Annotated in this window: 20 protein-coding genes; 10 read left to right on the top strand and 10 right to left on the bottom strand. The window is 68.8% G+C overall.

Going from position 1 to position 18,783, the window contains the following annotated elements; translation table 11 throughout:
* Positions 1-77: 77 nt before the first annotated feature.
* Positions 78-1,274: an AI-2E family transporter gene (locus tag ACIQTT_RS05410; protein ID WP_402787068.1), complete on the top strand. Its 1,197-nt coding sequence runs from the start codon at positions 78-80 to the stop codon at positions 1,272-1,274.
* A complete protein-coding gene (ilvA, locus tag ACIQTT_RS05405) occupies positions 1,271-2,500 on the top strand; it encodes a threonine ammonia-lyase (RefSeq protein ID WP_402787065.1) in 1,230 nt (409 codons plus the stop codon). Before ACIQTT_RS05410 ends, ilvA begins: the two co-directional genes overlap by 4 nt.
* Before the next feature lie 59 nt (positions 2,501-2,559).
* On the opposite strand, the gene greA is transcribed toward ilvA, so the two are convergent.
* Positions 2,560-3,048 carry a transcription elongation factor GreA gene (greA, locus tag ACIQTT_RS05400; protein WP_402787062.1) on the bottom strand — a complete coding sequence of 163 codons (489 nt, stop codon included), beginning with the start codon at positions 3,046-3,048 and terminating at the stop codon, positions 2,560-2,562.
* Between the two features lie 96 nt (positions 3,049-3,144).
* Positions 3,145-3,531, bottom strand: coding sequence for a DUF4307 domain-containing protein (locus tag ACIQTT_RS05395; RefSeq protein ID WP_402787059.1), 387 nt, complete (start codon positions 3,529-3,531; stop codon positions 3,145-3,147).
* A 68-nt stretch (positions 3,532-3,599) separates the two neighbouring features.
* Between ACIQTT_RS05395 and ACIQTT_RS05390 the strand changes: the two genes are divergently transcribed.
* Positions 3,600-3,914: a hypothetical protein gene (locus ACIQTT_RS05390; protein ID WP_402787056.1), complete on the top strand. Its 315-nt coding sequence runs from the start codon at positions 3,600-3,602 to the stop codon at positions 3,912-3,914.
* A 4-nt stretch (positions 3,915-3,918) separates the two neighbouring features.
* Here the strand turns inward: ACIQTT_RS05390 and ACIQTT_RS05385 are convergent, their stop codons facing one another.
* Complete coding sequence (locus ACIQTT_RS05385; RefSeq protein WP_402791109.1) at positions 3,919-4,605, bottom strand: hemolysin III family protein; 687 nt, start codon at positions 4,603-4,605, stop codon at positions 3,919-3,921.
* A 144-nt stretch (positions 4,606-4,749) separates the two neighbouring features.
* On the opposite strand from ACIQTT_RS05385, the gene ACIQTT_RS05380 reads away from it, so the two are divergent.
* The 3 genes from ACIQTT_RS05380 to ACIQTT_RS05370 all read left to right on the top strand — a co-directional run bounded on the left by ACIQTT_RS05380 (position 4,750) and on the right by ACIQTT_RS05370 (position 8,254).
* On the top strand, positions 4,750-5,529 hold the full coding sequence (locus ACIQTT_RS05380; RefSeq protein WP_402787053.1) for an isoprenyl transferase: 780 nt from the start codon (positions 4,750-4,752) through the stop codon (positions 5,527-5,529).
* 53 nt (positions 5,530-5,582) lie between these two features.
* Positions 5,583-6,713 carry an aminotransferase class V-fold PLP-dependent enzyme gene (locus tag ACIQTT_RS05375; protein ID WP_402787050.1) on the top strand — a complete coding sequence of 377 codons (1,131 nt, stop codon included), beginning with the start codon at positions 5,583-5,585 and terminating at the stop codon, positions 6,711-6,713.
* Positions 6,714-6,871: 158 nt separating this feature from the next.
* On the top strand, positions 6,872-8,254 hold the full coding sequence (locus tag ACIQTT_RS05370; RefSeq protein WP_402787047.1) for a PhoH family protein: 1,383 nt from the start codon (positions 6,872-6,874) through the stop codon (positions 8,252-8,254).
* Between the two features lie 116 nt (positions 8,255-8,370).
* On the opposite strand, the gene ACIQTT_RS05365 is transcribed toward ACIQTT_RS05370, so the two are convergent.
* The 6 genes from ACIQTT_RS05365 to xseA all read right to left on the bottom strand — a co-directional run bounded on the left by ACIQTT_RS05365 (position 8,371) and on the right by xseA (position 13,707).
* Entirely contained in the window at positions 8,371-9,207 is an 837-nt protein-coding gene (locus ACIQTT_RS05365) for a DUF559 domain-containing protein (protein WP_402787044.1), read from the bottom strand.
* 253 nt (positions 9,208-9,460) lie between these two features.
* The gene (locus ACIQTT_RS05360) at positions 9,461-10,855 is read right to left on the bottom strand and encodes a class II fumarate hydratase (protein ID WP_402787041.1); all 1,395 of its coding nucleotides are present in this window, start codon (positions 10,853-10,855) and stop codon (positions 9,461-9,463) included.
* Positions 10,852-11,511 carry a carbonic anhydrase gene (locus tag ACIQTT_RS05355; RefSeq protein WP_402787038.1) on the bottom strand — a complete coding sequence of 220 codons (660 nt, stop codon included), beginning with the start codon at positions 11,509-11,511 and terminating at the stop codon, positions 10,852-10,854. Before ACIQTT_RS05355 ends, ACIQTT_RS05360 begins: the two co-directional genes overlap by 4 nt.
* Positions 11,508-12,146, bottom strand: coding sequence for a DUF4245 family protein (locus tag ACIQTT_RS05350; RefSeq protein ID WP_402787035.1), 639 nt, complete (start codon positions 12,144-12,146; stop codon positions 11,508-11,510). Before ACIQTT_RS05350 ends, ACIQTT_RS05355 begins: the two co-directional genes overlap by 4 nt.
* On the bottom strand, positions 12,143-12,373 hold the full coding sequence (locus ACIQTT_RS05345) for an exodeoxyribonuclease VII small subunit (protein WP_391477250.1): 231 nt from the start codon (positions 12,371-12,373) through the stop codon (positions 12,143-12,145). The genes ACIQTT_RS05350 and ACIQTT_RS05345 overlap by 4 nt, the downstream gene beginning before the upstream one ends.
* A 56-nt stretch (positions 12,374-12,429) precedes the next feature.
* On the bottom strand, positions 12,430-13,707 hold the full coding sequence (xseA, locus tag ACIQTT_RS05340) for an exodeoxyribonuclease VII large subunit (RefSeq protein ID WP_402787031.1): 1,278 nt from the start codon (positions 13,705-13,707) through the stop codon (positions 12,430-12,432).
* Between the two features lie 121 nt (positions 13,708-13,828).
* Here xseA and ACIQTT_RS05335 point away from each other — a divergent pair, with 121 nt between their 5' ends.
* From ACIQTT_RS05335 to ACIQTT_RS05325, 3 genes are all read left to right on the top strand, one after another.
* Entirely contained in the window at positions 13,829-14,863 is a 1,035-nt protein-coding gene (locus tag ACIQTT_RS05335; RefSeq protein WP_402791106.1) for a 4-hydroxy-3-methylbut-2-enyl diphosphate reductase, read from the top strand.
* A 2-nt stretch (positions 14,864-14,865) separates the two neighbouring features.
* Positions 14,866-15,660, top strand: a complete 795-nt coding sequence (locus ACIQTT_RS05330; RefSeq protein WP_402787028.1) for an IclR family transcriptional regulator — start codon at positions 14,866-14,868, stop codon at positions 15,658-15,660.
* A 242-nt stretch (positions 15,661-15,902) separates the two neighbouring features.
* Positions 15,903-16,427 (top strand): DUF6264 family protein, encoded by a 525-nt coding sequence (locus tag ACIQTT_RS05325; protein WP_402787025.1) that lies wholly within the window; start codon positions 15,903-15,905, stop codon positions 16,425-16,427.
* A gap of 84 nt (positions 16,428-16,511) precedes the next feature.
* On the opposite strand, the gene fbaA is transcribed toward ACIQTT_RS05325, so the two are convergent.
* Positions 16,512-17,540, bottom strand: coding sequence for a class II fructose-bisphosphate aldolase (fbaA, locus tag ACIQTT_RS05320; RefSeq protein ID WP_391477256.1), 1,029 nt, complete (start codon positions 17,538-17,540; stop codon positions 16,512-16,514).
* Between the two features lie 187 nt (positions 17,541-17,727).
* On the opposite strand from fbaA, the gene glpX reads away from it, so the two are divergent.
* A complete protein-coding gene (gene glpX, locus ACIQTT_RS05315) occupies positions 17,728-18,714 on the top strand; it encodes a class II fructose-bisphosphatase (protein ID WP_247632612.1) in 987 nt (328 codons plus the stop codon).
* The last annotated feature ends 69 nt before the right edge of the window (positions 18,715-18,783 follow it).

Here is an 18,783-nt window from a genome sequence, read left to right as displayed (position 1 = left end):
CCGCCGACATCGCGAGCGCGCCTGCGCCCGCGAAAGGATGCGCCTGACGGCATACGGCATCGCCGTAGACTTGGGCGATGAGCGACGAGCAGCGACCGCGGTTGAGGGATCTCCTGCGTCCGCGTCCGGTCTCGACCGACCGGACGGTGACGACCGAGGCGGAGGAGGCCGTACCCCTCCCGTTGCGCATCACGGCGGGGTACGCGTGGCGTCTGCTCCTGATCGCCGCGGTCATCGCGGGGTTCATCTGGATCGTCATCCAGCTCAAGCTGCTCGTGATCCCGTTGATGGTCGGCATCCTCATCACCGCCCTGCTGTGGCCCGCGTTCGAGTGGATGCTGCGGCACCGGTTCCCCCGGTGGCTCGCCGTCGCCATCGCGATCCTCGGCACGATCGCGATCGTCACCACGTTGATGTGGCTCGTGGTCTGGCAGATCCGCGCTCAGCTCCCGGATGTGCAGGAGCGCACGGGGGCCGCGGTCGAGCAGTTCCGCCAATTCCTCCTCGAGGGGCCGCTGCATCTGACCGAGAAGCAGATCCAGGGCTACATCGACCAGGGCTTCGCGCTCCTCAACGAGCAGGCCCAGCTGCTGTTCAACGGCGCCCTCGCCGTCGGCACCACGGCCGCGCATGTCGTGACCGGGGCCGTGCTGTCGCTGTTCATCCTCATCTGCCTGCTCGCCGACGGCGCCGGGATCTGGCGGTGGACGCTCCGGCTGTTCCCGCGCAAGGCGCGGCCCGCCGCCGACGCCGCGGCCCGCAACGGCTGGTCGACGATCATCAACTACGCGCGCACGCAGCTGCTCGTCGCCGCGATCGACGCGGTCGGCATCGGCACCGGAGCCGCCCTCCTCGGCGTGCCCCTCGCTCTCCCGGTGGCGGTTCTCGTGTTCCTCGGGTCGTTCATCCCGATCGTCGGTGCCGTCGTCACCGGTGCGATCGCGGTGCTGCTCGCCCTCGTCTACAACGGCCCGTGGATCGCCCTGGCGATGCTCATCGTCGTGCTCGGGGTCCAGCAGCTCGAGGGCCACGTCCTGCAGCCGATCCTCATGGGGTCGGCCGTGAAGGTGCACCCGCTGGCGGTCGTGCTGGTGGTGGCCGGAGGATCCATGATCGGCGGTATCCCCGGCGCGCTGTTCGCCGTGCCGCTGGCCGCATTCGTGAACGTGGCCGCCGTGACCGTCAGTACGGGGTCGTGGCGAACCGGAGACCAACCAGATGCAGATCTGATCTGGAGCACAGTACCGCGACAGCGGAGACGGAGAAATCGATGAGCGCAGTCCCCAGCCTGACCGAGTTCGAGCACGCCGCTCAGAGTCTGGCTGAGGTGATCTCGCACACGCCCACGCTGCCCTCGCGCGCGCTGTCCGACATCCTCGGCGCCCCGGTGCTCCTGAAGATGGAGAACCTGCAGCGCACCGGCTCCTTCAAGATCCGTGGCGCGGCGTACCGCCTGTCGCGATTGAGCGCCGAGGAGCGCTCTCGCGGCGTGGTCGCGGCATCCGCCGGCAACCACGCGCAGGGTGTCGCGCTCGCAGCTCAGGCGCTGGGTATCCCCGCGACGATCTTCATGCCGCTGGGCGTGCCGGTGCCCAAGCTGCTCGCCACGCGCGGTTACGGCGCCGAGGTCGTGCTCGAGGGCGAGACCGTCGCCACCTCGCTGCGACTGGCCGCGGAGTTCTCCGAGCGGACCGGTGCGGTTCTCATCCCGCCGTTCGACCACCGCGACGTGGTGATCGGCCAGGGCACGCTCGGGCTCGAACTGCTCGCCGACGCCCCCGACGTCGATACGATCGTGCTCGGCATCGGCGGGGGAGGGCTCATCGCCGGCGTGGCCGCCGCGGTCAAGGCGCGCGCCGCCGAGCTCGGCCGTGAGGTGCGCATCATCGGTGTGCAGGCCGAGAACGCCGCGGCCGTGCCGCCGTCCCTCGAGGCCGGCCACCCGGTCGACATCGAGACGCGCCCGACCATCGCCGACGGCATCCTCGTCGCCCGGCCCGGTGCGATCCCGTTCGACATCATCAAACACCTCGTCGACGAGGTCGTCACCGTCTCCGACGACGACCTGGCCCGGGCCATCCTCATCCTCCTCGAGCAGGCGAAGGTCGTCGTCGAGCCCGCGGGCGCGGCGGGCGTCGCCGCGATCCTGTCGGGGAAGATCAAGGCCACGGGCACGACCATGGCCGTGCTCTCGGGAGGGAACATCGATCCGCTCCTGCTGCAGCGCGTCGTCTCGCACGGCCTCGCCGCCTCCGGCCGATACCTGACCATCCGCATCCCGCTGCCGGATCGTCCCGGGCAGCTCGCGCGCGTCTCCGAGTTGATCGCCGAGGCGGGTGCGAACGTCATCGAGGCGATGCACACCCGTCATGGGCACGGCCTGCAGATCAGCGACGTGATCCTCGAGCTCAGCGTCGAGACCCGTGGACCGGAGCACTCCGAGCACACGCTCGACACGCTGCGCCGCGAGGGCTTCGAGCCTCTCGTCGTTCCGGACTGACACCTGACGCAGAACGCCCCTCGGCCTACAGGCCGAGGGGCGTTCTGCGTGAGGGGTTATCAGCCGGTGTAGGTCTCGACGTTGACGATCTCGACCGCGATCGAGCGCCCGTTCGGAGCCTCGTACGACGACTTCTCGCCGACCTTCAGCCCGAGGATGGCCTGCCCGAGCGGGCTGGCCTCGCTGTAGACGTCGAAGTCGCTGCCGACCGCGATCTCGCGGCTGCCGAGGAGGAAGACCTCTTCACCGCCGGCGACGAGCGCCGTGACGACCGTGCCGGGCTCGACGACGCCGCGGCTGGCCGGAGCCTCGCCGACCTTGGCGGTCTTGAGCAGGTTCTCGAGGGTGCGGATGCGCGCCTCCTGCTTGCCCTGCTCGTCCTTCGCGGCGTGGTAGCCGCCGTTCTCCTTGAGATCGCCCTCTTCACGGGCGGCCTCGATGCGCTTCGCGATCTCGTCGCGGCCCGTGGTGGAGAGGTTCTCGAGCTCGGCGACGAGCCGGTCGTAGGCTTCCTGCGTGAGGAAGGGAACCTGAGCGTCCGTGGACATGACGAAGCTCCTTCTTTCGGTATCGCTCCCGCTCGCTGCGGGGGATATGCCAAGACGCCCCGGCACTTGCCAGGGCGTCGTCGTTCTGCGTCGAGTCTAAGCGACCCAGCAGGTGTTCACCAAACCTGTCGTGGCCTCGGCCACGGTCGGGATGGTGGCGGCCAGGGCCTGCGCATGGCTGTCGCCGGCGGGGATCTCGACGACCTTCCACCCGACCACGCCGAACTCCTCGTCGAGGGCCTCGACGATGCAGACCACGTCCTTGCCCTGCGCGCCCGTGATCTGGAACCTCACGTCGACGCTGTGCTCGTCGACCAGGGTGTACCCCAGATCGTCGGCGTCGACCTGGTTCATCGACTGCGCCACGATGCCCCAGCCGTAGCCTCCGACGAGCAGGATCGCGACGATCCCGGCGATGATCCAGGGGGTACGTCGCCGACGGGTGCGTCCGTAGCGTTCGTCGAGCTGCTCTGGGGTCGTCACGCTGCAGGTCTCCCGATCGTTAGGCTGGTGATACCAGGTTATGCGACCTGCGTACGAAAGGCCGATTCATGCTCGCTCTGTCCGAGACCCCGATGCCGACGCCCACGATGACCGTCGACCCGGAGTCCGTCACCCCCGGCTTCGTCGGGTTCGCGGCGATCGTCGTCGTCCTGATCGCCGTCATCCTGCTGATCTGGGACATGAACCGCCGCATCCGCCGCGTGCGGTACCGCGAAGAGGTGCGCGACGAGCTCGACGCCGAAGAGGCCGCGCGCGCCGCCGACGAGGCGACCGAGACGGATGCCGACCTGCCGATCGTGCGCGAGGGCGACGACGACCCTGCTGACGACGGCCCTGAGGGCGACGGTCCGCGCCGCGCCTGACCGATCAGGCGGGAACGCCGAGTGACGGCGACAGCGGCGCGAGGGCGATCAGCAGGCACGCCGTCCAGTGGCAGAGGAACGCCAGCACCGTGCACACGTGGAAGATCTCGTGGAAACCGAAGTGGCCCGGCCACGGGTTCGGTTTCTTGAGCGCGTAGACGATCGCGCCGCCCGTGTAGAGCAGCCCGCCCACGATGACGAGCACCATCATGGCGACGTTCACGTTGAGCAGGTCGACGATGTACATCACTGCGGCCCAGCCCAGCAGCAGGTAGAGCGCGACGTAGAGCCACCGCGGGGCGTGTATCCAGAACACTCGGAACAGGATGCCGAGCAGTGCGCCGCCCCACACCAGGAAGAGCAGCAGCGTGCCCTTCTCCGGCGGAAGGGCGAGCGTCGCCAGCGGCGTGTAGGTCCCGGCGATCAGCAGCAGGATGTTGGCGTGATCGATGCGCTTGAGCACGATCTTGGTGCGCGGTCCCCAGTTGAAGCGGTGGTACACGGCGGAGTTGCCGAAGAGCAGCAGCGACGACGCCATGAACACCGCGGCGGCCCACTTGGCGGGCGCTCCCTCCGAGAGCACGATGAGCACGACACCGGCGGCGAGGGCCACCGGGAAGGTGCCCGCATGGATCCACCCGCGCCACGAGGGCTTCACTTCGATCGCGGCATCGGCGGCCGCCGCCTCCATGAGAGGCAGCTGAGGAAGGTCGGGGCCGGAGTCTTCGGGAGTGCTCACGTGCACACTCTATGCGGGGTGGCATTCCGCCCGCCGTACATGTCCACAGCATCCGCTCCGGTGGCACGGAGGAGGACGCTGTAGCGTAGGAAGGTGATGTCACGGGATAACCAGGGGCGTGGGCCGCTGTACCGGCTCTACAGCAACCGGCTGCGCCGCCGCCTCGATCCGGCGTCCGTTCCGCACCACATCGCCATGATGATCGATGGCAACCGTCGATGGGCGCGACAGCTCGGTTACGCCACGGCCGCCCACGGGCATCGTGCCGGGGCGATCAAGATGCGCGAGTTCCTCGGCTGGTGCGACGAGCTCGGCGTGCGCGTCGTCTCGCTGTACCTGCTCTCGAGCGACAACCTCCTCAAGCGGGACTCGGCCGAACTCGCCGACCTGATCGAGATCATCGCCGATCTCGCGGAGAGCCTCTCGTGGGAGGGCAACTGGCGGGTCAAGCACGTCGGGCGCTCCGACATCCTTCCCGCTGACCTCGCCCGCGTCCTCGCCGATGCCGAGGAGCGTACGAAGGACCACACGGGTCTCCACGTCAACCTCGCGGTCGGCTACGGCGGTCGTAATGAGATCGTCGACGCCGTGCGCAGCATCCTGGTGACGCATGAGGCCTCCGGCGGCACGATGGAGGACCTCGCCGCGCAGCTCACGCCGGAGATGATCGGGGAGCACCTCTACACCGGTGGACAGCCGGATCCGGACCTCGTGATCCGCACCAGCGGCGAGCAGCGCCTCAGCGACTTCCTCCTGTGGCAGAGCGCCCACAGCGAGTTCTACTTCGTCGAAGCGCTCGGGCCGGACCTGCGCGAGGTCGACTTCCTCCGGGCGATGCGAGATTTCGCGGATCGCGACCGTCGCTTCGGGCGGTGACGGGGGTCCGAGAGGGAGTCGTCGCCGCGTCGGCATCGTGCCAGACTTACTCGGTGAGCACCATCCACGACTATCTGGCCACGTTCGACGTCGAACCCGGTTATCTCAACTGGGCCGCGTTCGGACCGCTGTCGCCATCCGTGCGCGAAGAAGTGTTCGCCGACGCCGACCTCCTCGGCAGCGGACGCCCCGCCTCGCTCGCGCTCGTCGCGGAACGCGTCGCGCAGGCGCGCGAGGTCGTCGCCGACATCCTGCAGGCGGATGCCGAGGACGTCACGGTGCAGCCCTCGTCGACCCAGGGCCTCGCGCACGCGCTCTACGGTGCGCGTGGCACCGTGATCGCCTCGACCGCCGAATTCCCCAGCGTCAGCCTCACCCTCGACCGCGCGGCGGCCTTCTCCCAGGGCGCGGTCGTGCCGCGCTGGATCAGCCCGGCCGACGGCCGCGTGACCCCGGATGCCGTCGCGGAGGCGCTCGACGACGATGTCACCGCCCTCGCCGTCAGCCACGTCGACTTCCGCACGGGTTACCGTGCCGACCTCACGGCGCTGCGGGACGTGATCGGCCCCGACCGTTTGCTCATCGTCGACGCCGTGCAGTCCTTCGGCATCGTCGACACGGACTTCCGCGTGGCCGACGTGGTCGTGGGTCACGGTTACAAGTGGCTGCGCGCCGCTCGTGGGACCGGCTTCGCCTGGTTCTCGGCTTTGGCGCGCGAGCGCATCGCCCCCGTGCTCAGCGGGATCACCGGCACCGAGGGGGAGGGGCTCGCCGTCGACGAGCGCCCTGCGCCCGCGGCATCCGCTCGTGCCTTCACCACCAGCGGGCCCGACACGCTCGCGGCCGGTCGTCTGGCCGTCGGTGCGCGCACCGTGCGCGATGCGGGCATCTCGGCGATCGAGGAGCATCTCGCGGGCCGCGTCGATGCCGTCATCGAGATCGCCGATCGGCACGCCATCGCCGTCGTCTCACCGCGCGAGCGGGAGCGACGCGCGGGGATCGTCGCCCTCGCGCCGGAGGAACCCGCCCGCCTGGCCGCAGCCCTCGCCAACGCCGGACTCGTTGTCACCGCCCGCGGTTCGGCGGTACGCGTCGCCCCGCACGCCGGCACCGACGACGAGACCATCCGGATGCTCGACGACGCGCTCGCCGGATTCGGCAACGAGACGTTCACCATCGCGTAACACATCGCTGGCGTGTCGAGCCGAGGAAATGTCGGCGGCTGGCCGTACCTTCAAGGCATCGGGCATGGTGCCCGTTCGGGTCGGCCATAGGCAAGCGACTCGTGACCCCCTGGTCGACTCGTTCGAATAGCCGGGATTCCCCGGGTCGGGAGTGGGTCGTGACCACACGTTCAGCGCAGCAGTCCACCAGCACCGCGCAGCAGTCCACCCGTCAGTCGAATCGACGGGCGTCGTCATCGGATCCGGATCAGGATCTCCGCACCTACGTCCTCGACACCTCGGTTCTGCTGAGCGACCCGCAGGCGTTCTTCCGATTCGCCGAGCACTCGATCGTGCTCCCCGTGGTCGTGATCACCGAGCTCGAGGGCAAGCGGCACGACCCCGAGATCGGCTACTTCGCCCGACAGGCGCTCCGGCACCTCGACGATCTGCGGATCGAGCACGGACGCCTCGACTTCCCGGTCGAGGTCGGGGAGGGTGGCACGCTCCGGGTGGAGCTCGCGAACACCGACTCCTCGGTTCTCCCCGCGGGCATCCGCCTCAGCGACAACGACACCCGCATCCTGTCGGTCGCGATGCATCTCGCCCAGGACGGTCAGGACGTCACGATCGTCTCGAAGGACTTGCCGATGCGGGTGAAGGCGGCGTCCCTCGGCCTGCGAGCCGAGGAATACCTCGCCGAGCAGGCGATCGACTCCGGCTGGACCGGCATCTCGACCCTGAATCTCTCGGGCGACGACATCAGCGACCTGTACGAGAGCGAGGTCGGCATCAGCGAGGAGGCCCGCGGTCTTCCGGTGAACACCGGTCTCATCATCCACTCCGAGCGGGGGTCCGCTCTCGGGCGGGTGACCGGGGAGGGCGAGTACAAGTTGGTCCGCGGGGACCGCGACATCTTCGGGATGCACGGGCGCTCGGCCGAGCAGCGGATCGCCATCGACCTGCTCACCGACCCCGACGTCGGCATCGTCTCGCTGGGTGGTCGTGCGGGCACCGGCAAGTCGGCGCTCGCGCTGTGCGCCGGGCTCGAAGCCGTGCTGGAGCGGCAGCAGCAGAAGAAGATCATCGTCTTCCGTCCGCTGTTCGCGGTCGGCGGGCAGGAGCTCGGGTACCTCCCGGGCGACCAGGGCGAGAAGATGGGCCCCTGGGGTCAGGCGGTCTTCGACACCCTCGGCTCGGTGGTCTCGGGCAACGTGATGGAGGAGGTCGTCGAGCGCGGAATCCTCGAGGTCCTGCCGCTCACCCACATCCGTGGCCGCTCGCTGCACGACGCCTTCGTGATCGTCGACGAGGCCCAGTCCCTCGAGCGCAACGTGCTCCTCACGGTGCTCAGCCGCATGGGGCAGAATTCGCGGGTCATCCTCACGCACGACGTCGGGCAGCGTGACAACCTCCGCGTGGGGCGCCACGACGGCATCGCCAGCGTGATCGAGACCCTGAAGGGGCATGATCTGTTCGCGCACGTCACGCTCATGCGCTCCGAGCGCTCCGCGATCGCGGCCCTGGTCACCGAACTCCTCGAGGGCGGTGAGCTGAGCTAACGGTTCGTCCCCGAGCGCCACGCCGTTCCAGTTCGGGGGCCGAGAATGCAGATGTCGGGCCGAATAGACGATTCGGTCCGACATCTGTCATGTCGGCCCCCGGCTTGGCTTGTCCGTCAGGCATGCTCACGAGTGCGAGTGACTGCCGCGACGATCGCAGCCTGCACCCGCGGCCAGTCGTGGATCACCTGGGCGTAGTCGAAGCGAAGAGTCTCCAAGCCGAGCCGTGACGCTGCTGCATCCCGTTGAAGATCTCTATGTCGGTGGGCGCCACTCGCGTGGTTCTCCTCACCGTCTATCTCGAGGATCAATCGGCCATCGATGAGGAAATCGACTCGCCCGACCCCGGATATGTCTACTTGGCACTCCAGAAGGATGTCGAGGAGGTGCAGGCGCAGGCGCACCAGCGACTCGAGACCGCTGTCGGCATCCGGTCGTGCAATGTCCACCAACCACCTCGCGCGTGCGGGGATCGCGGTGCGAATGCGAATGCGAGCCGCAGTGGAAAGCATCCGTTGACGCCATGCGGACTCGTACGCCGCGAAGAAGACCTCTTCGCCACCGCAGTGCAGAACGTGAATCAGAGCGGTCTCCACGTCGACGAGGCCGAGAGGTGGCGTCCCGTGGAAGAAGTGGCTGACGCATCGGCAGCCGAGATGCTCGTGGATTCGCCCGCGACGGCCGACCCAGACGTGCGGATGCTCGTCCTGGCCGAGTATCCAGATGCCGTGTTGGCGCAGCGCAGATCGACAGGTGAGCGCACCGCCGTGCAAGGCGGCCGTGCGGACACTCGCATCGAGCGAGGGAGCGGCGAAAAGTCCCGGACGAAGCCGCTGGATTCTGCCCGCATCGACGGCCTGTCCCAGCGCCGACCTGGTGATGCCGTACTGCTGAAGACGGGTGCCGCGAGCGAGCCCGCCGAGGGTGGTGAGGATGGCGAGGGGCGCAAGCATCCGCCCAGCCTTGCCTGGCGCCCGTCGGGATGAGCCGCGCTGTCGCCGAAACGGGGGAGAAGTCCTGAGCACGTGGTCATGTGCAGAGCACGTCGGGCCGCGCGGGCCGGGGGCCGGGAAGACAGTTGTCGGACCGATTCGGGGATTCTGCCCGGCATCTGTCCTTCGCGCCCCCGGAGTGGAGACGACCACGAGCGGGAACGCAAGAACGCCGGCCCCGAAAGGGACCGGCGTTCTCGCGTGGGCGGGCGGATCAGCCCGGGTGCGTCATCGACAGCAGGTCGAGCTTCTCGTCGAGCTGCTCGAGGGTCAGGTCGCCGCGCTCGACGTAGCCGAGGTCGATCACGGCGTCGCGCACCGTGATGCCCTGGGCGACCGCGTGCTTGGCGATCTTGGCGGCAGCCTCGTAGCCGATCAGCTTGTTCAGCGGCGTCACGATCGACGGGCTCATGCCGGCGAACGCGGCCGCGCGGTCGAGGTTCGCCTGCAAGCCGTCGATCGTCTTGTCGGCCAGCACGCGCGAGGCGTTGGAGAGCAGACGGATCGACTCGAGGAGCGCCGTGCCCATGACGGGGATGGCGACGTTCAGTTCGAACGAACCGGATGCTCCGGCCCAGGCGACGGTCGCGTCGTTGCCGATCACACGGGCGCACACCATCAGCACGGCCTCGGGGACGACCGGGTTGACCTTGCCGGGCATGATCGAGGATCCGGGCTGCAGATCGGGGATGTGCAGCTCGCCGAGACCTGTGTTCGGGCCGGAACCCATCCAGCGCAGGTCGTTGTTGATCTTCGTCAGCGAGACGGCGATCGTGCGCAGGGCGCCGGATGCCTCGACGAGGCCGTCACGGTTGGCCTGGGCCTCGAAGTGGTCCTTCGCCTCGGTGATCGGCAGTTCGGTCTCGGCTGCGAGCAGTGCGATGACCTTCTGCGGGAAGCCGAGCGGGGTGTTGATGCCGGTGCCGGTGGCGGTGCCACCGAGCGGAACCTCCGCGACGCGGGGGAGCGCCGACTGCACGCGCTCGATGCCGAGACGCACCTGGCGGGCGTAGCCGCCGAACTCCTGGCCGAGGGTGACCGGCGTCGCATCCATGAGGTGCGTGCGGCCGGACTTCACGGCGTCCTTCCACAGCTCGGCCTTGGCCTCGAGCGCCACGGCGAGGTGGTCGAGCGAGGGGATGAGCGTGTCGATGAGCGCCTGGGTCACCGCGATGTGCACTGAGGTCGGGAAGACGTCGTTCGACGACTGCGAGGCGTTGACGTGATCGTTGGGGTGCACGTCCGCGCCCAGGATGCGCGTCGCCAGCGTCGCGAGCACCTCGTTCATGTTCATGTTCGACGACGTTCCCGACCCGGTCTGGTAGGTGTCGACGGGGAACTCGCCGTCGTGGGTGCCGGCGGAGACCTGGTCGGCGGCCTGCGCGATCGCGTCGGCGATGGCGCCGTCGAGCGTGCCGAGATCCTTGTTGGCGAGCGCTGCGGCCTTCTTGATCCGGGCGAGGGCTGCGATCTGCGTCGACTCCAGCCCCTTGCCCGAGATCGGGAAGTTCTCGACGGCGCGCTGCGTCTGCGCCCCGTAGAGCGCGTTCACGGGCACCCGCACCTCACCCATGGTGTCGTGCTCGATGCGGTACTCGGTGTCGGTCATTCCGATCCCTCCTGCGTTTCGGGGTCGATCCCCACGGTGATGACGGGCACGGCCGTGCCCTCGGCCAGACGGTAGTTGGCGCCGACGATGCCCAGGCGGCCCTCGGCGACGGCGTTGCTGATGATCTCGGAGGACTGCAGCAGGTCGGCGACGGTGTTGCGCAGGTGCTCCTGGCCGACGAGCTCGGCGTCGATCTCGGCGACCGTCGTGCCGCCGCTCTCGGCGAGCACCTTGCGAGCGGCCGGGACGATCGGAGCGATGAGCTTCCAGATGTGCGGGGGCACGGGTGCCGCGTCGATCGCGGTACCGTCGATCGCGGCGCGCACGGCGCCGCAGGAGTCGTGCGCGAGCACCACGATGAGCGGCACGTTCAGCACGGCCACCGCGTACTCGAGGCTCGCGACGATCGACTCGCCGATCACCTGGCCGGCATTGCGCACGACGAACAGATCACCGAGTCCGAGGTCGAAGATGATCTCGGCGGCGAGGCGCGAGTCCGAGCATCCGAAGAGAGTGGCGACGGGGTTCTGGGCCTCGGCGAGACCTTTGCGGCGGGCGACGTCCTGATTCGGATGCCGCGGCTCCTCGTTCACGAAACGGCGATTGCCGTCGCGCATCTGCTTCCAGGCCGCGGCCGGGGTCAGGTCGTGCGTCATGAGGCCTCCGAGAGGGTGCGGATCTGGGGGGTGAGCGAGGCGGCCAGCTCGGCGGTGGAATCGGCCGACCGCGAGCCGTACAGCAGCACGTAGTCGTCGCCGGCCTGCGTGCCGAGGGCGTAGGAGATGTTCGAGGCCGAGTCGCCGGGGGAGAAGACGTCCCACTCGATGCCGTCGATCGTGACCGTGTCGGTGGGGGCCGTTCCTTCGAGGCGCTGCGGTGCCCAGCGGGAATCGGCATCGAAGGCCTGGGCGACCTTGATGAACCCGCGCTCGTCGTCGGCGGCAGGGGCGAGCGTGATGTCCCACACGACGGTGGCACCGCTCTGCAGCTCGGCCGCGTTCACGCGCCAGAAGTCGCCGAGCTCGGGCACGATCACCACGCTGTCCATCGTGTTCTCGACGTCGGCGGCGATTCCGGTGAGGTCGACGGAGGGCGCGGATGCCGGCTCACCGCGGGGGACGGCGAAGATGATCACGGCCAGCACGGCGAGGGTCGCCAGCAGTGCGGCGATGAGGCTGCGCACGGTCTGGCTCGAGCGGTAGGCCTTGCTCGATGCGGCCTTTCGGGCGGCCGTCTCCTCCGGGGTCTCGGGGCGTCCGAGTTCCGCGACGATGGGAGCGGGCTTGTTCATCGCTCGTCTCCGTCGTCGGCAGCGGCTCGGGCGGCCTCGAGACGGCGCTTGGCGCCGAGGAGCCACTCCTCGCAGCGAGCGGCCAGCGCCTCACCGCGCTCCCAGAGCGCCAGCGACTGCTCGAGCGTCGGCGCTCCCTGCTCGAGCTCGGCGACGACGGTGACCAGCTCGTCACGAGCGGCCTCGAACGTCAGCGTCTCGACAGGGGTATCGTTCAGCGCGCTCACTCCTCCATCCTACGGCGTGCCATCGCGATCGGTGAGCGGCTGCGGGTCGTGCGCGATCAGGACGCCTCGGCGACTTCGCCCTCGGATCGCGCGGCCACCGAACCCCGATCGACGGTGATGGTCAGGGCGCTTCCGGCCGGGGCATCCGCCGCATCGCGCAGGATCACGCCGCCCTCGAGATGCGCGATCGCGTAGCCGCGCGCGAGCGTCGCCGCCGGCGACAGCGCACGCAGGGATGCCCGTAGTTCGCTCGTGCGACGACCGGCCGCATCGAGGTGGCGCGTGAGGGTGTCACGACCGCGCGAGAGCAGCAACCACAGCTCCTGAGAGCGGGACTCGATGATCGGGTCGGGGGAGCGGAGCACGGGGCGCGAGCGCAGCTGTTCGAGCTGCGCGATGTCGTGCGACAGCCGCTGGGTGAGCCGCGTGGTCGCCCGGGAGCGCAGCTGCCCGATCAACGCGCGCTGCTCGCCGACATCGGGGACGACCCGCTTCGCGGCATCCGTCGGAGTCGAAGCGCGCAGGTCGGCGACGTCGTCGAGCAGGGGGTGGTCGTTCTCATGCCCGATCGCGCTCACGACGGGCGTGGATGCGGCGGCGACGGCGCGCACCAGACGCTCGTCGCTGAAGCCGAGGAGGGTCTGCGGATCGCCGCCACCGCGGGCGATGATGATCACGTCAACTTCGGGGTCCGCGTCGAGGCGGGCCAGGGCCGCGAGCGTGTCGGGCACGCAGCGCTCGCCCTGCACCGCCGCGTACTCGGTGCGGAAGCGCACCTGCGGCCAGCGCAGCTCGGCGTTGCGGTGCACGTCCTTCTCGGCGTCGGACCTCTCGCCCGTGATGAGGCCGATCACGTGCGGCAGGAACGGGAGTCGCTTCTTGCGCGACGGGTCGAAGAGGCCCTCCTGCCGCAGCTGCGCGCGCAGCTTCTCGAGGCGTTCGAGCTGATCGCCGAGTCCCACGTGCTTCATCGAGGAGACGGTGAAGCTGAAGTCGCCAGCCTTCACGAAGTAGTCGGCCTTGACGGCGGCGACTACGTGATCGCCGATGCCGAGATCGGAGGGGATGCGTCCTCGCACGCTCGACCACACGCGGATCGAGATCTGCGCGTCGGACTGCACATCCTTCAGACGCGCGAAGACGTTGCCGCCGCGCACGTTCCACGAGGTGATCTCGCCCTCGACCCACACCGTGTTCCAGCGCGCGACGAAATCGCGGATCGTGGCGTTCAGCCGGGCGATCGAGGTCGGTGCATCCACCGTGGAATCCCGGGGCGAGACGGCATCCGCCGGCGGGTTCTCGCCGGGACCGGTGGCTGCTTCGAAGACCGTCATCTGCTCTCGTCCCTGGGGTTGTCGTGCGGGGGAGGATTCCCGGCTTTCTCAGGGTGGACGCCGGTAGAATCGAGGGGTGACCTCGACTGCCGTGCATCTCCCCATCCCTCGCCTCCCACGCGTGCGTGCGGCGGCCGGGAGGCTTCAGGATAACGCGGTGGCCGGACGCAAGCGCGTGCTGCTCGCCGCGCCGCGCGGATACTGCGCGGGCGTCGACCGTGCCGTCGTCGCCGTCGAGAAGGCGCTCGAGCGCTACGGGGCTCCGGTGTACGTGCGCAAACAGATCGTGCACAACATCCACGTCGTCAGCGAACTCGAGGCCAAGGGGGCGATCTTCGTCGAGGAGGTCGACGAGGTTCCGGCCGGATCGCACGTGGTCTTCAGTGCGCACGGCGTCTCGCCGGCCGTCGTGAACGCGGCATCCGACCGGGGTCTGCACGCGATCGACGCGACCTGCCCCCTGGTCACGAAGGTCCACCGCGAGGCCGTGCGCTTCGCCCGCGACGATTTCGAGATCCTGCTCATCGGACACGAGGGCCACGAGGAGGTCGAGGGCACCGCGGGCGAGGCCCCCGATCACGTGACGATCGTCAACTCGCCCGACGAGGCCGACACCGTCGTCGTGAAGGACCCGAACAAGGTCGTGTGGCTGTCGCAGACCACGCTCTCGGTCGACGAGACGATGGAGACGGTCAATCGCCTGCGCACGCGCTTCCCGGAACTCCACAATCCGCCGTCCGACGACATCTGCTACGCGACGCAGAACCGTCAGGTCGCGATCAAGAAGGTCGCCGTCGGTGCCGACCTCGTGATCGTGGTCGGATCCGCGAACTCCTCGAACAGCGTGCGCCTGGTCGAGGTCGCGCTCGAGTACGGCGCGAAGGCCGCGTACCGCATCGACTACGCCGAGGAGATCCAGCAGGAGTGGCTCGACGGCGTCGAGACGGTCGGCGTGACGAGCGGGGCATCCGTTCCCGAGGTCCTCGTGCGCGAGGTGCTCGACGCGATCGGCGATGCCGGATACCGCGACGTCGAAGAGGTGAAGACGGCCGAGGAGGACCTCATGTTCTCGCTGCCGAAGGAACTGCGTCAGGATGCTTCGGGCAAGCGCGACGATCGAGCTCTGGGCGGACGCGCGACCGGAGGAGGCGCATAGCGTTGAGCGCCGCCGAGGCGCCGGAACCCACGCTCATCGGATCGGTGCAGCGGGCTCTCCGTCTGGTCGACATCGTCGCCAACTCCCCCCGTCCGCTGCCGACCAAGATGCTGGCGGCGATCACCGGGCTCACGCCCGGCACCACCTACAACCTCGTGCGCACGCTCATCCACGAGGGATACCTGTCGGCCGAACCCGACGGGCTCGTTCTCGGCGCACGGTTTCCGACCTTTCAGCGCGAGATCGACACGCGAGGCGTCTTCCTCGCCCGCGTGCGCGCGGCTCTGCGGTCGGTCACCGATGAGGTCGGGGCCACCGCCTACCTCTCGCGCTACGACGACGGGGAGCTGCACCTCATCGACATCGTCGATGCCGAGCAGAACCCCCGCGTCGAGTTGTGGGTCGGACTGCAGTCGAGCGGACACGCGACCGCGCTGGGCAAGCAGATCCTGGCGGAGCTTCCCGACGAGGACCGCTTCGACTACCTCTCCCGGCATCGTCTCGAAGAGCTCACTCCTCGGACCATCAGCGATCGCCGCACGCTGTTGACGCAGCTCGAGCACTCACCGGGGTGGACTCTCGACCAGGAGGAGTACGTGATCGGCGCGACGTGCGTCGCGGTCCCCGTGATCGCGCCGAACGTCACCGCCTCGCTGGCGATCTCGCTGCCGTCCGATCAGGCGATCGTCGACCGCGAACTGGTGTCGAAGTTGCAAAGGGCCGCGCGGCGGTTGTCGATGCAGCTCGGGGCGGATGCACTCGGTGGCCTCGAGCCGGGACCCGAGTTCACTATCTGAAAAACCTCAGTGGTGTTGGCTTCCGGCGTTGCCTATCCTTGTAGTCGTAGGCGTCTGTGCATCACGGCACTACGGGTTGCGAGCAGGTTCCCCAGTCCCTCGCGACTGACTGGGATGAGGATGCGTCCCCAGCGCACCTCGTCCGCGGCCCCGAGAAGTCCCCACTTCTCCGGGGCCGCCACCATTTTCGGCGGGATGCTCCGCTGGGAGCCCGGGACAGCCGTGGCCGTTAGCATGGCGGGATGACCGAACAGCGGCCCCAGTACGGCGAGATCGCCACTCCCGAGGAGCAGCGGCGTGCCGCCGGTCTCCCGCCTCTCTCCGAGCTGCCGCCGGTGGAACCCGCCGTCGCCGTGCCGGCCGCTGAGGCTCCGACGGATGCACCCCGGCGCGCGCACCCGGCGGACCGCTTCGTGACGATCGGCCTCCTCGCCTACGGGCTGGTCAACGTCGTGGTCACCGGCCTGCAGTACCTCGACCTTCCGAGCGTGATGAACCAGGTGTTGTCGGTCCTGGGCGCCTCCGGCGAGTTCACCAATTTCGCACAGGGCAGGGTCTGGGGGACGATCGCCTCCGTCGTGCTCATCGCCGGGTGGGCGCTGACGGCCACTCTGTCGATCCGTCGCCTGCGCCGCGGGAAGATCACCTGGTGGCTGCCCTTGGTCGGTGCCGTGGTGACGCTGGGCATCGCCTTGATCTGCATCGCGATCCCGATGATGGGAGACCCCGCGTTCATCGCCTACATGCAGGGCGGCACCGGCTCCTGATCGATCACGTGCTGCCGCTGCACGGACCAAAAAGAACGGGTGCCCCGCCTCGCGGCAGGGCACCCGTTCTCACGTTGCGGTGGGTCAGCTCTTCGACTGTCCGTACGAGCCGAGCTGGCGCGTCGACTCGATGACGCGTGCGGCCATCGCGGTCTCGGCGACCTTGCCCCAGGCGCGCGGGTCGTACTGCTTCTTGTTGCCGACCTCGCCGTCGACCTTGAGCACGCCGTCGTAGTTCTTGAACATGTAGTCGGCGATCGCACGCGTGTAGGCGTACTGCGTGTCGGTGTCGATGTTCATCTTGATGACGCCGTTCGCGACCGCCGTGGCGATCTCCTCGTCGGTCGAGCCGGAGCCGCCGTGGAAGACGAGGTCGAGGGGCTTCGGGCCGGTGCCGTACTTGGCGGCGACCTCTGCCTGGATGTCGCCGAGCAGCTCGGGGCGCAGCTTCACGCCGCCCGGCTTGTAGACGCCGTGCACGTTGCCGAAGGTGAGGGCGGCGATGTAGCGGCCCTGCTCGCCGAGACCGAGCGCCTGGACGGCCTGATCGACGTCGGAGAAGGTCGTGTAGAGGGCATCGTTCGAGCCTTCGTGCTGGACGCCGTCCTCTTCGCCGCCGACGACGCCGATCTCGACCTCGAGGATCGCGTTGATCGCCTTCATGCGGGGGAGGAGATCCTTCGCGATCTCGATGTTCTCGGCGAGCGGCACGGCCGAGCCGTCCCACATGTGCGACTGGAAGATCGGGTTGCGGCCGGCCTTCACCTCTTCTTCGGAGGCGGAGATCAGCGGCTCGACGAAACCGGCGAGGGCGTCCTTCGGGCAGTGGTCGGTGTGGAGGGCGACCGTGATCGGGTAGTTCTTGGCGACCTCGGTCGCGAAGCGGGCGAAGGCGAGGGCGCCGGTCGCGCGGCCCTTGACGGTGTGGCCGGCGAAGTAGTCCGCGCCGCCGGTCGTGACCTGGATGATGCCGTCGGAGCCGGCCTCGGTCAGCCCCTGGAGGACGGAGTTGATCGTCTGCGAGCTCGAGACGTTGAACGCGGGGTATGCGAAGCCGCCGGCCTTCGCGCGGTCGAGCATTTCGGCGTACTGATCCGGGGTGGCGACGGGCATGAGAACTCCTGCGGTAGATGAAGCCTGGGACAGCAGTCACTCTAGCCGGGAGCGCGGACGGATGCCGGGGGCCGACGTTCGACCCCCTCATGTGTCTCCTGCCGTTCTGTTAAGAAACGCGAATCCTTCACTGTCTCGACGGCGAAAACAGGGCACTTCGGCCACGACCGCTGGCTAGGCTGACCTCATGGTGAGTCTTACTGCTGATCTGAGCCCGCTTCGACCCGACCGCAACCTCGCGATGGAGCTGGTGAGGGCGACGGAGGCGGCGGCGATCCGCGCCGTGCCGTTCATCGGGCGGGGAGCGAAGGAGGCCGCCGACGGTGCGGCCGTAGACGCGATGCGCGCCTTCCTCGGCACGGTCGACTTCCAGGGGCGTGTGGTGATCGGCGAGGGCGAGAAGGACAACGCTCCGATGCTGTTCAACGGCGAGGTCGTCGGAACGGGACGCGGTCCGGAGTGCGACATCGCCGTCGATCCGATCGACGGCACCTCCCTCACGGCTGCGGGACGGCAGAACGCCCTCTCGGTCATCGCGGTCTCGGACCGCGGATCGATGCTCGACGCGTCGACCGTCTTCTACATGGACAAGCTCGTCACGGGGCCCGCAGGCGTCGGTGTCGTCGACATCCGCCTCCCGATCGCCGAGAACATCCGCCGCCTCGCCGGCGCTCTCGAGAAGCCCGTCGACGAGATCGTCGTGTCGGTGCTCAACCGACCCCGGCACGAGCAGCTCATCCAGGAGATCCGCGATGCGGGCGCGGGGACGCGTCTGATGAGCGACGGTGATGTCGCCGGTGGCATCAACGCGGCACGCCATGACGCGCGCACCGACATGTGCGTCGGCGTCGGCGGTAGCCCGGAGGGCATCGTCACCGCCTGCGCGATCAAGGCCCTCGGCGGACACATCCAGGGCCGCCTGTGGCCGCGTGACGACGACGAGCGCCAGCGCGGGATCGACGCGGGACTCGAGATGGATCGCGTGTACGAGGCGGACGATCTGGTGCAGGGCAACAACACGATCTTCGTCGCGACCGGTGTCACGGACGGGCAGCTCGTCGCCGGCGTGCGTCGCGAGCGCGGGTACGTCTACACCGAGAGCGTCGTGCTGCGCGGGGCATCGGGAACGCTGCGACGGATCGCCTCGGAGCACCTCGTCTCGAAGTGGTTGTGATCCTCGCTCGGTGAGGCGTCGAGGCTTCCGGCGCGAGTTGGGGGTCTCGGCATCGTTACCGACCCGGTA

Source organism: Microbacterium sp. NPDC090225 (assembly GCF_044772365.1).
In the GTDB taxonomy this organism is placed as follows: Bacteria; Actinomycetota; Actinomycetes; order Actinomycetales; family Microbacteriaceae; genus Microbacterium.
This window is presented reverse-complemented; position numbering and strand designations above follow the sequence as displayed.

Excerpts from the sequence above, each read along its gene's own strand:
- ACIQTT_RS05410 (WP_402787068.1), top strand. The coding sequence starts at position 78 with ATGAGCGACGAGCAGCGACCGCGGTTGAGGGATCTCCTGCGTCCGCGT.
- ilvA (WP_402787065.1), top strand. The coding sequence starts at position 1,271 with ATGAGCGCAGTCCCCAGCCTGACCGAGTTCGAGCACGCCGCTCAGAGT.
- greA (WP_402787062.1), bottom strand. The coding sequence starts at position 3,048 with ATGTCCACGGACGCTCAGGTTCCCTTCCTCACGCAGGAAGCCTACGAC.
- ACIQTT_RS05390 (WP_402787056.1), top strand. The coding sequence starts at position 3,600 with ATGCTCGCTCTGTCCGAGACCCCGATGCCGACGCCCACGATGACCGTC.
- ACIQTT_RS05385 (WP_402791109.1), bottom strand. The coding sequence starts at position 4,605 with ATGGAGGCGGCGGCCGCCGATGCCGCGATCGAAGTGAAGCCCTCGTGG.
- ACIQTT_RS05380 (WP_402787053.1), top strand. The coding sequence starts at position 4,750 with ATGTCACGGGATAACCAGGGGCGTGGGCCGCTGTACCGGCTCTACAGC.
- ACIQTT_RS05365 (WP_402787044.1), bottom strand. The coding sequence starts at position 9,207 with ATGCTTGCGCCCCTCGCCATCCTCACCACCCTCGGCGGGCTCGCTCGC.
- ACIQTT_RS05360 (WP_402787041.1), bottom strand. The coding sequence starts at position 10,855 with ATGACCGACACCGAGTACCGCATCGAGCACGACACCATGGGTGAGGTG.
- ACIQTT_RS05355 (WP_402787038.1), bottom strand. The coding sequence starts at position 11,511 with ATGACGCACGACCTGACCCCGGCCGCGGCCTGGAAGCAGATGCGCGAC.
- ACIQTT_RS05350 (WP_402787035.1), bottom strand. The coding sequence starts at position 12,146 with ATGAACAAGCCCGCTCCCATCGTCGCGGAACTCGGACGCCCCGAGACC.
- xseA (WP_402787031.1), bottom strand. The coding sequence starts at position 13,707 with ATGACGGTCTTCGAAGCAGCCACCGGTCCCGGCGAGAACCCGCCGGCG.
- ACIQTT_RS05325 (WP_402787025.1), top strand. The coding sequence starts at position 15,903 with ATGACCGAACAGCGGCCCCAGTACGGCGAGATCGCCACTCCCGAGGAG.
- fbaA (WP_391477256.1), bottom strand. The coding sequence starts at position 17,540 with ATGCCCGTCGCCACCCCGGATCAGTACGCCGAAATGCTCGACCGCGCG.
- glpX (WP_247632612.1), top strand. The coding sequence starts at position 17,728 with ATGGTGAGTCTTACTGCTGATCTGAGCCCGCTTCGACCCGACCGCAAC.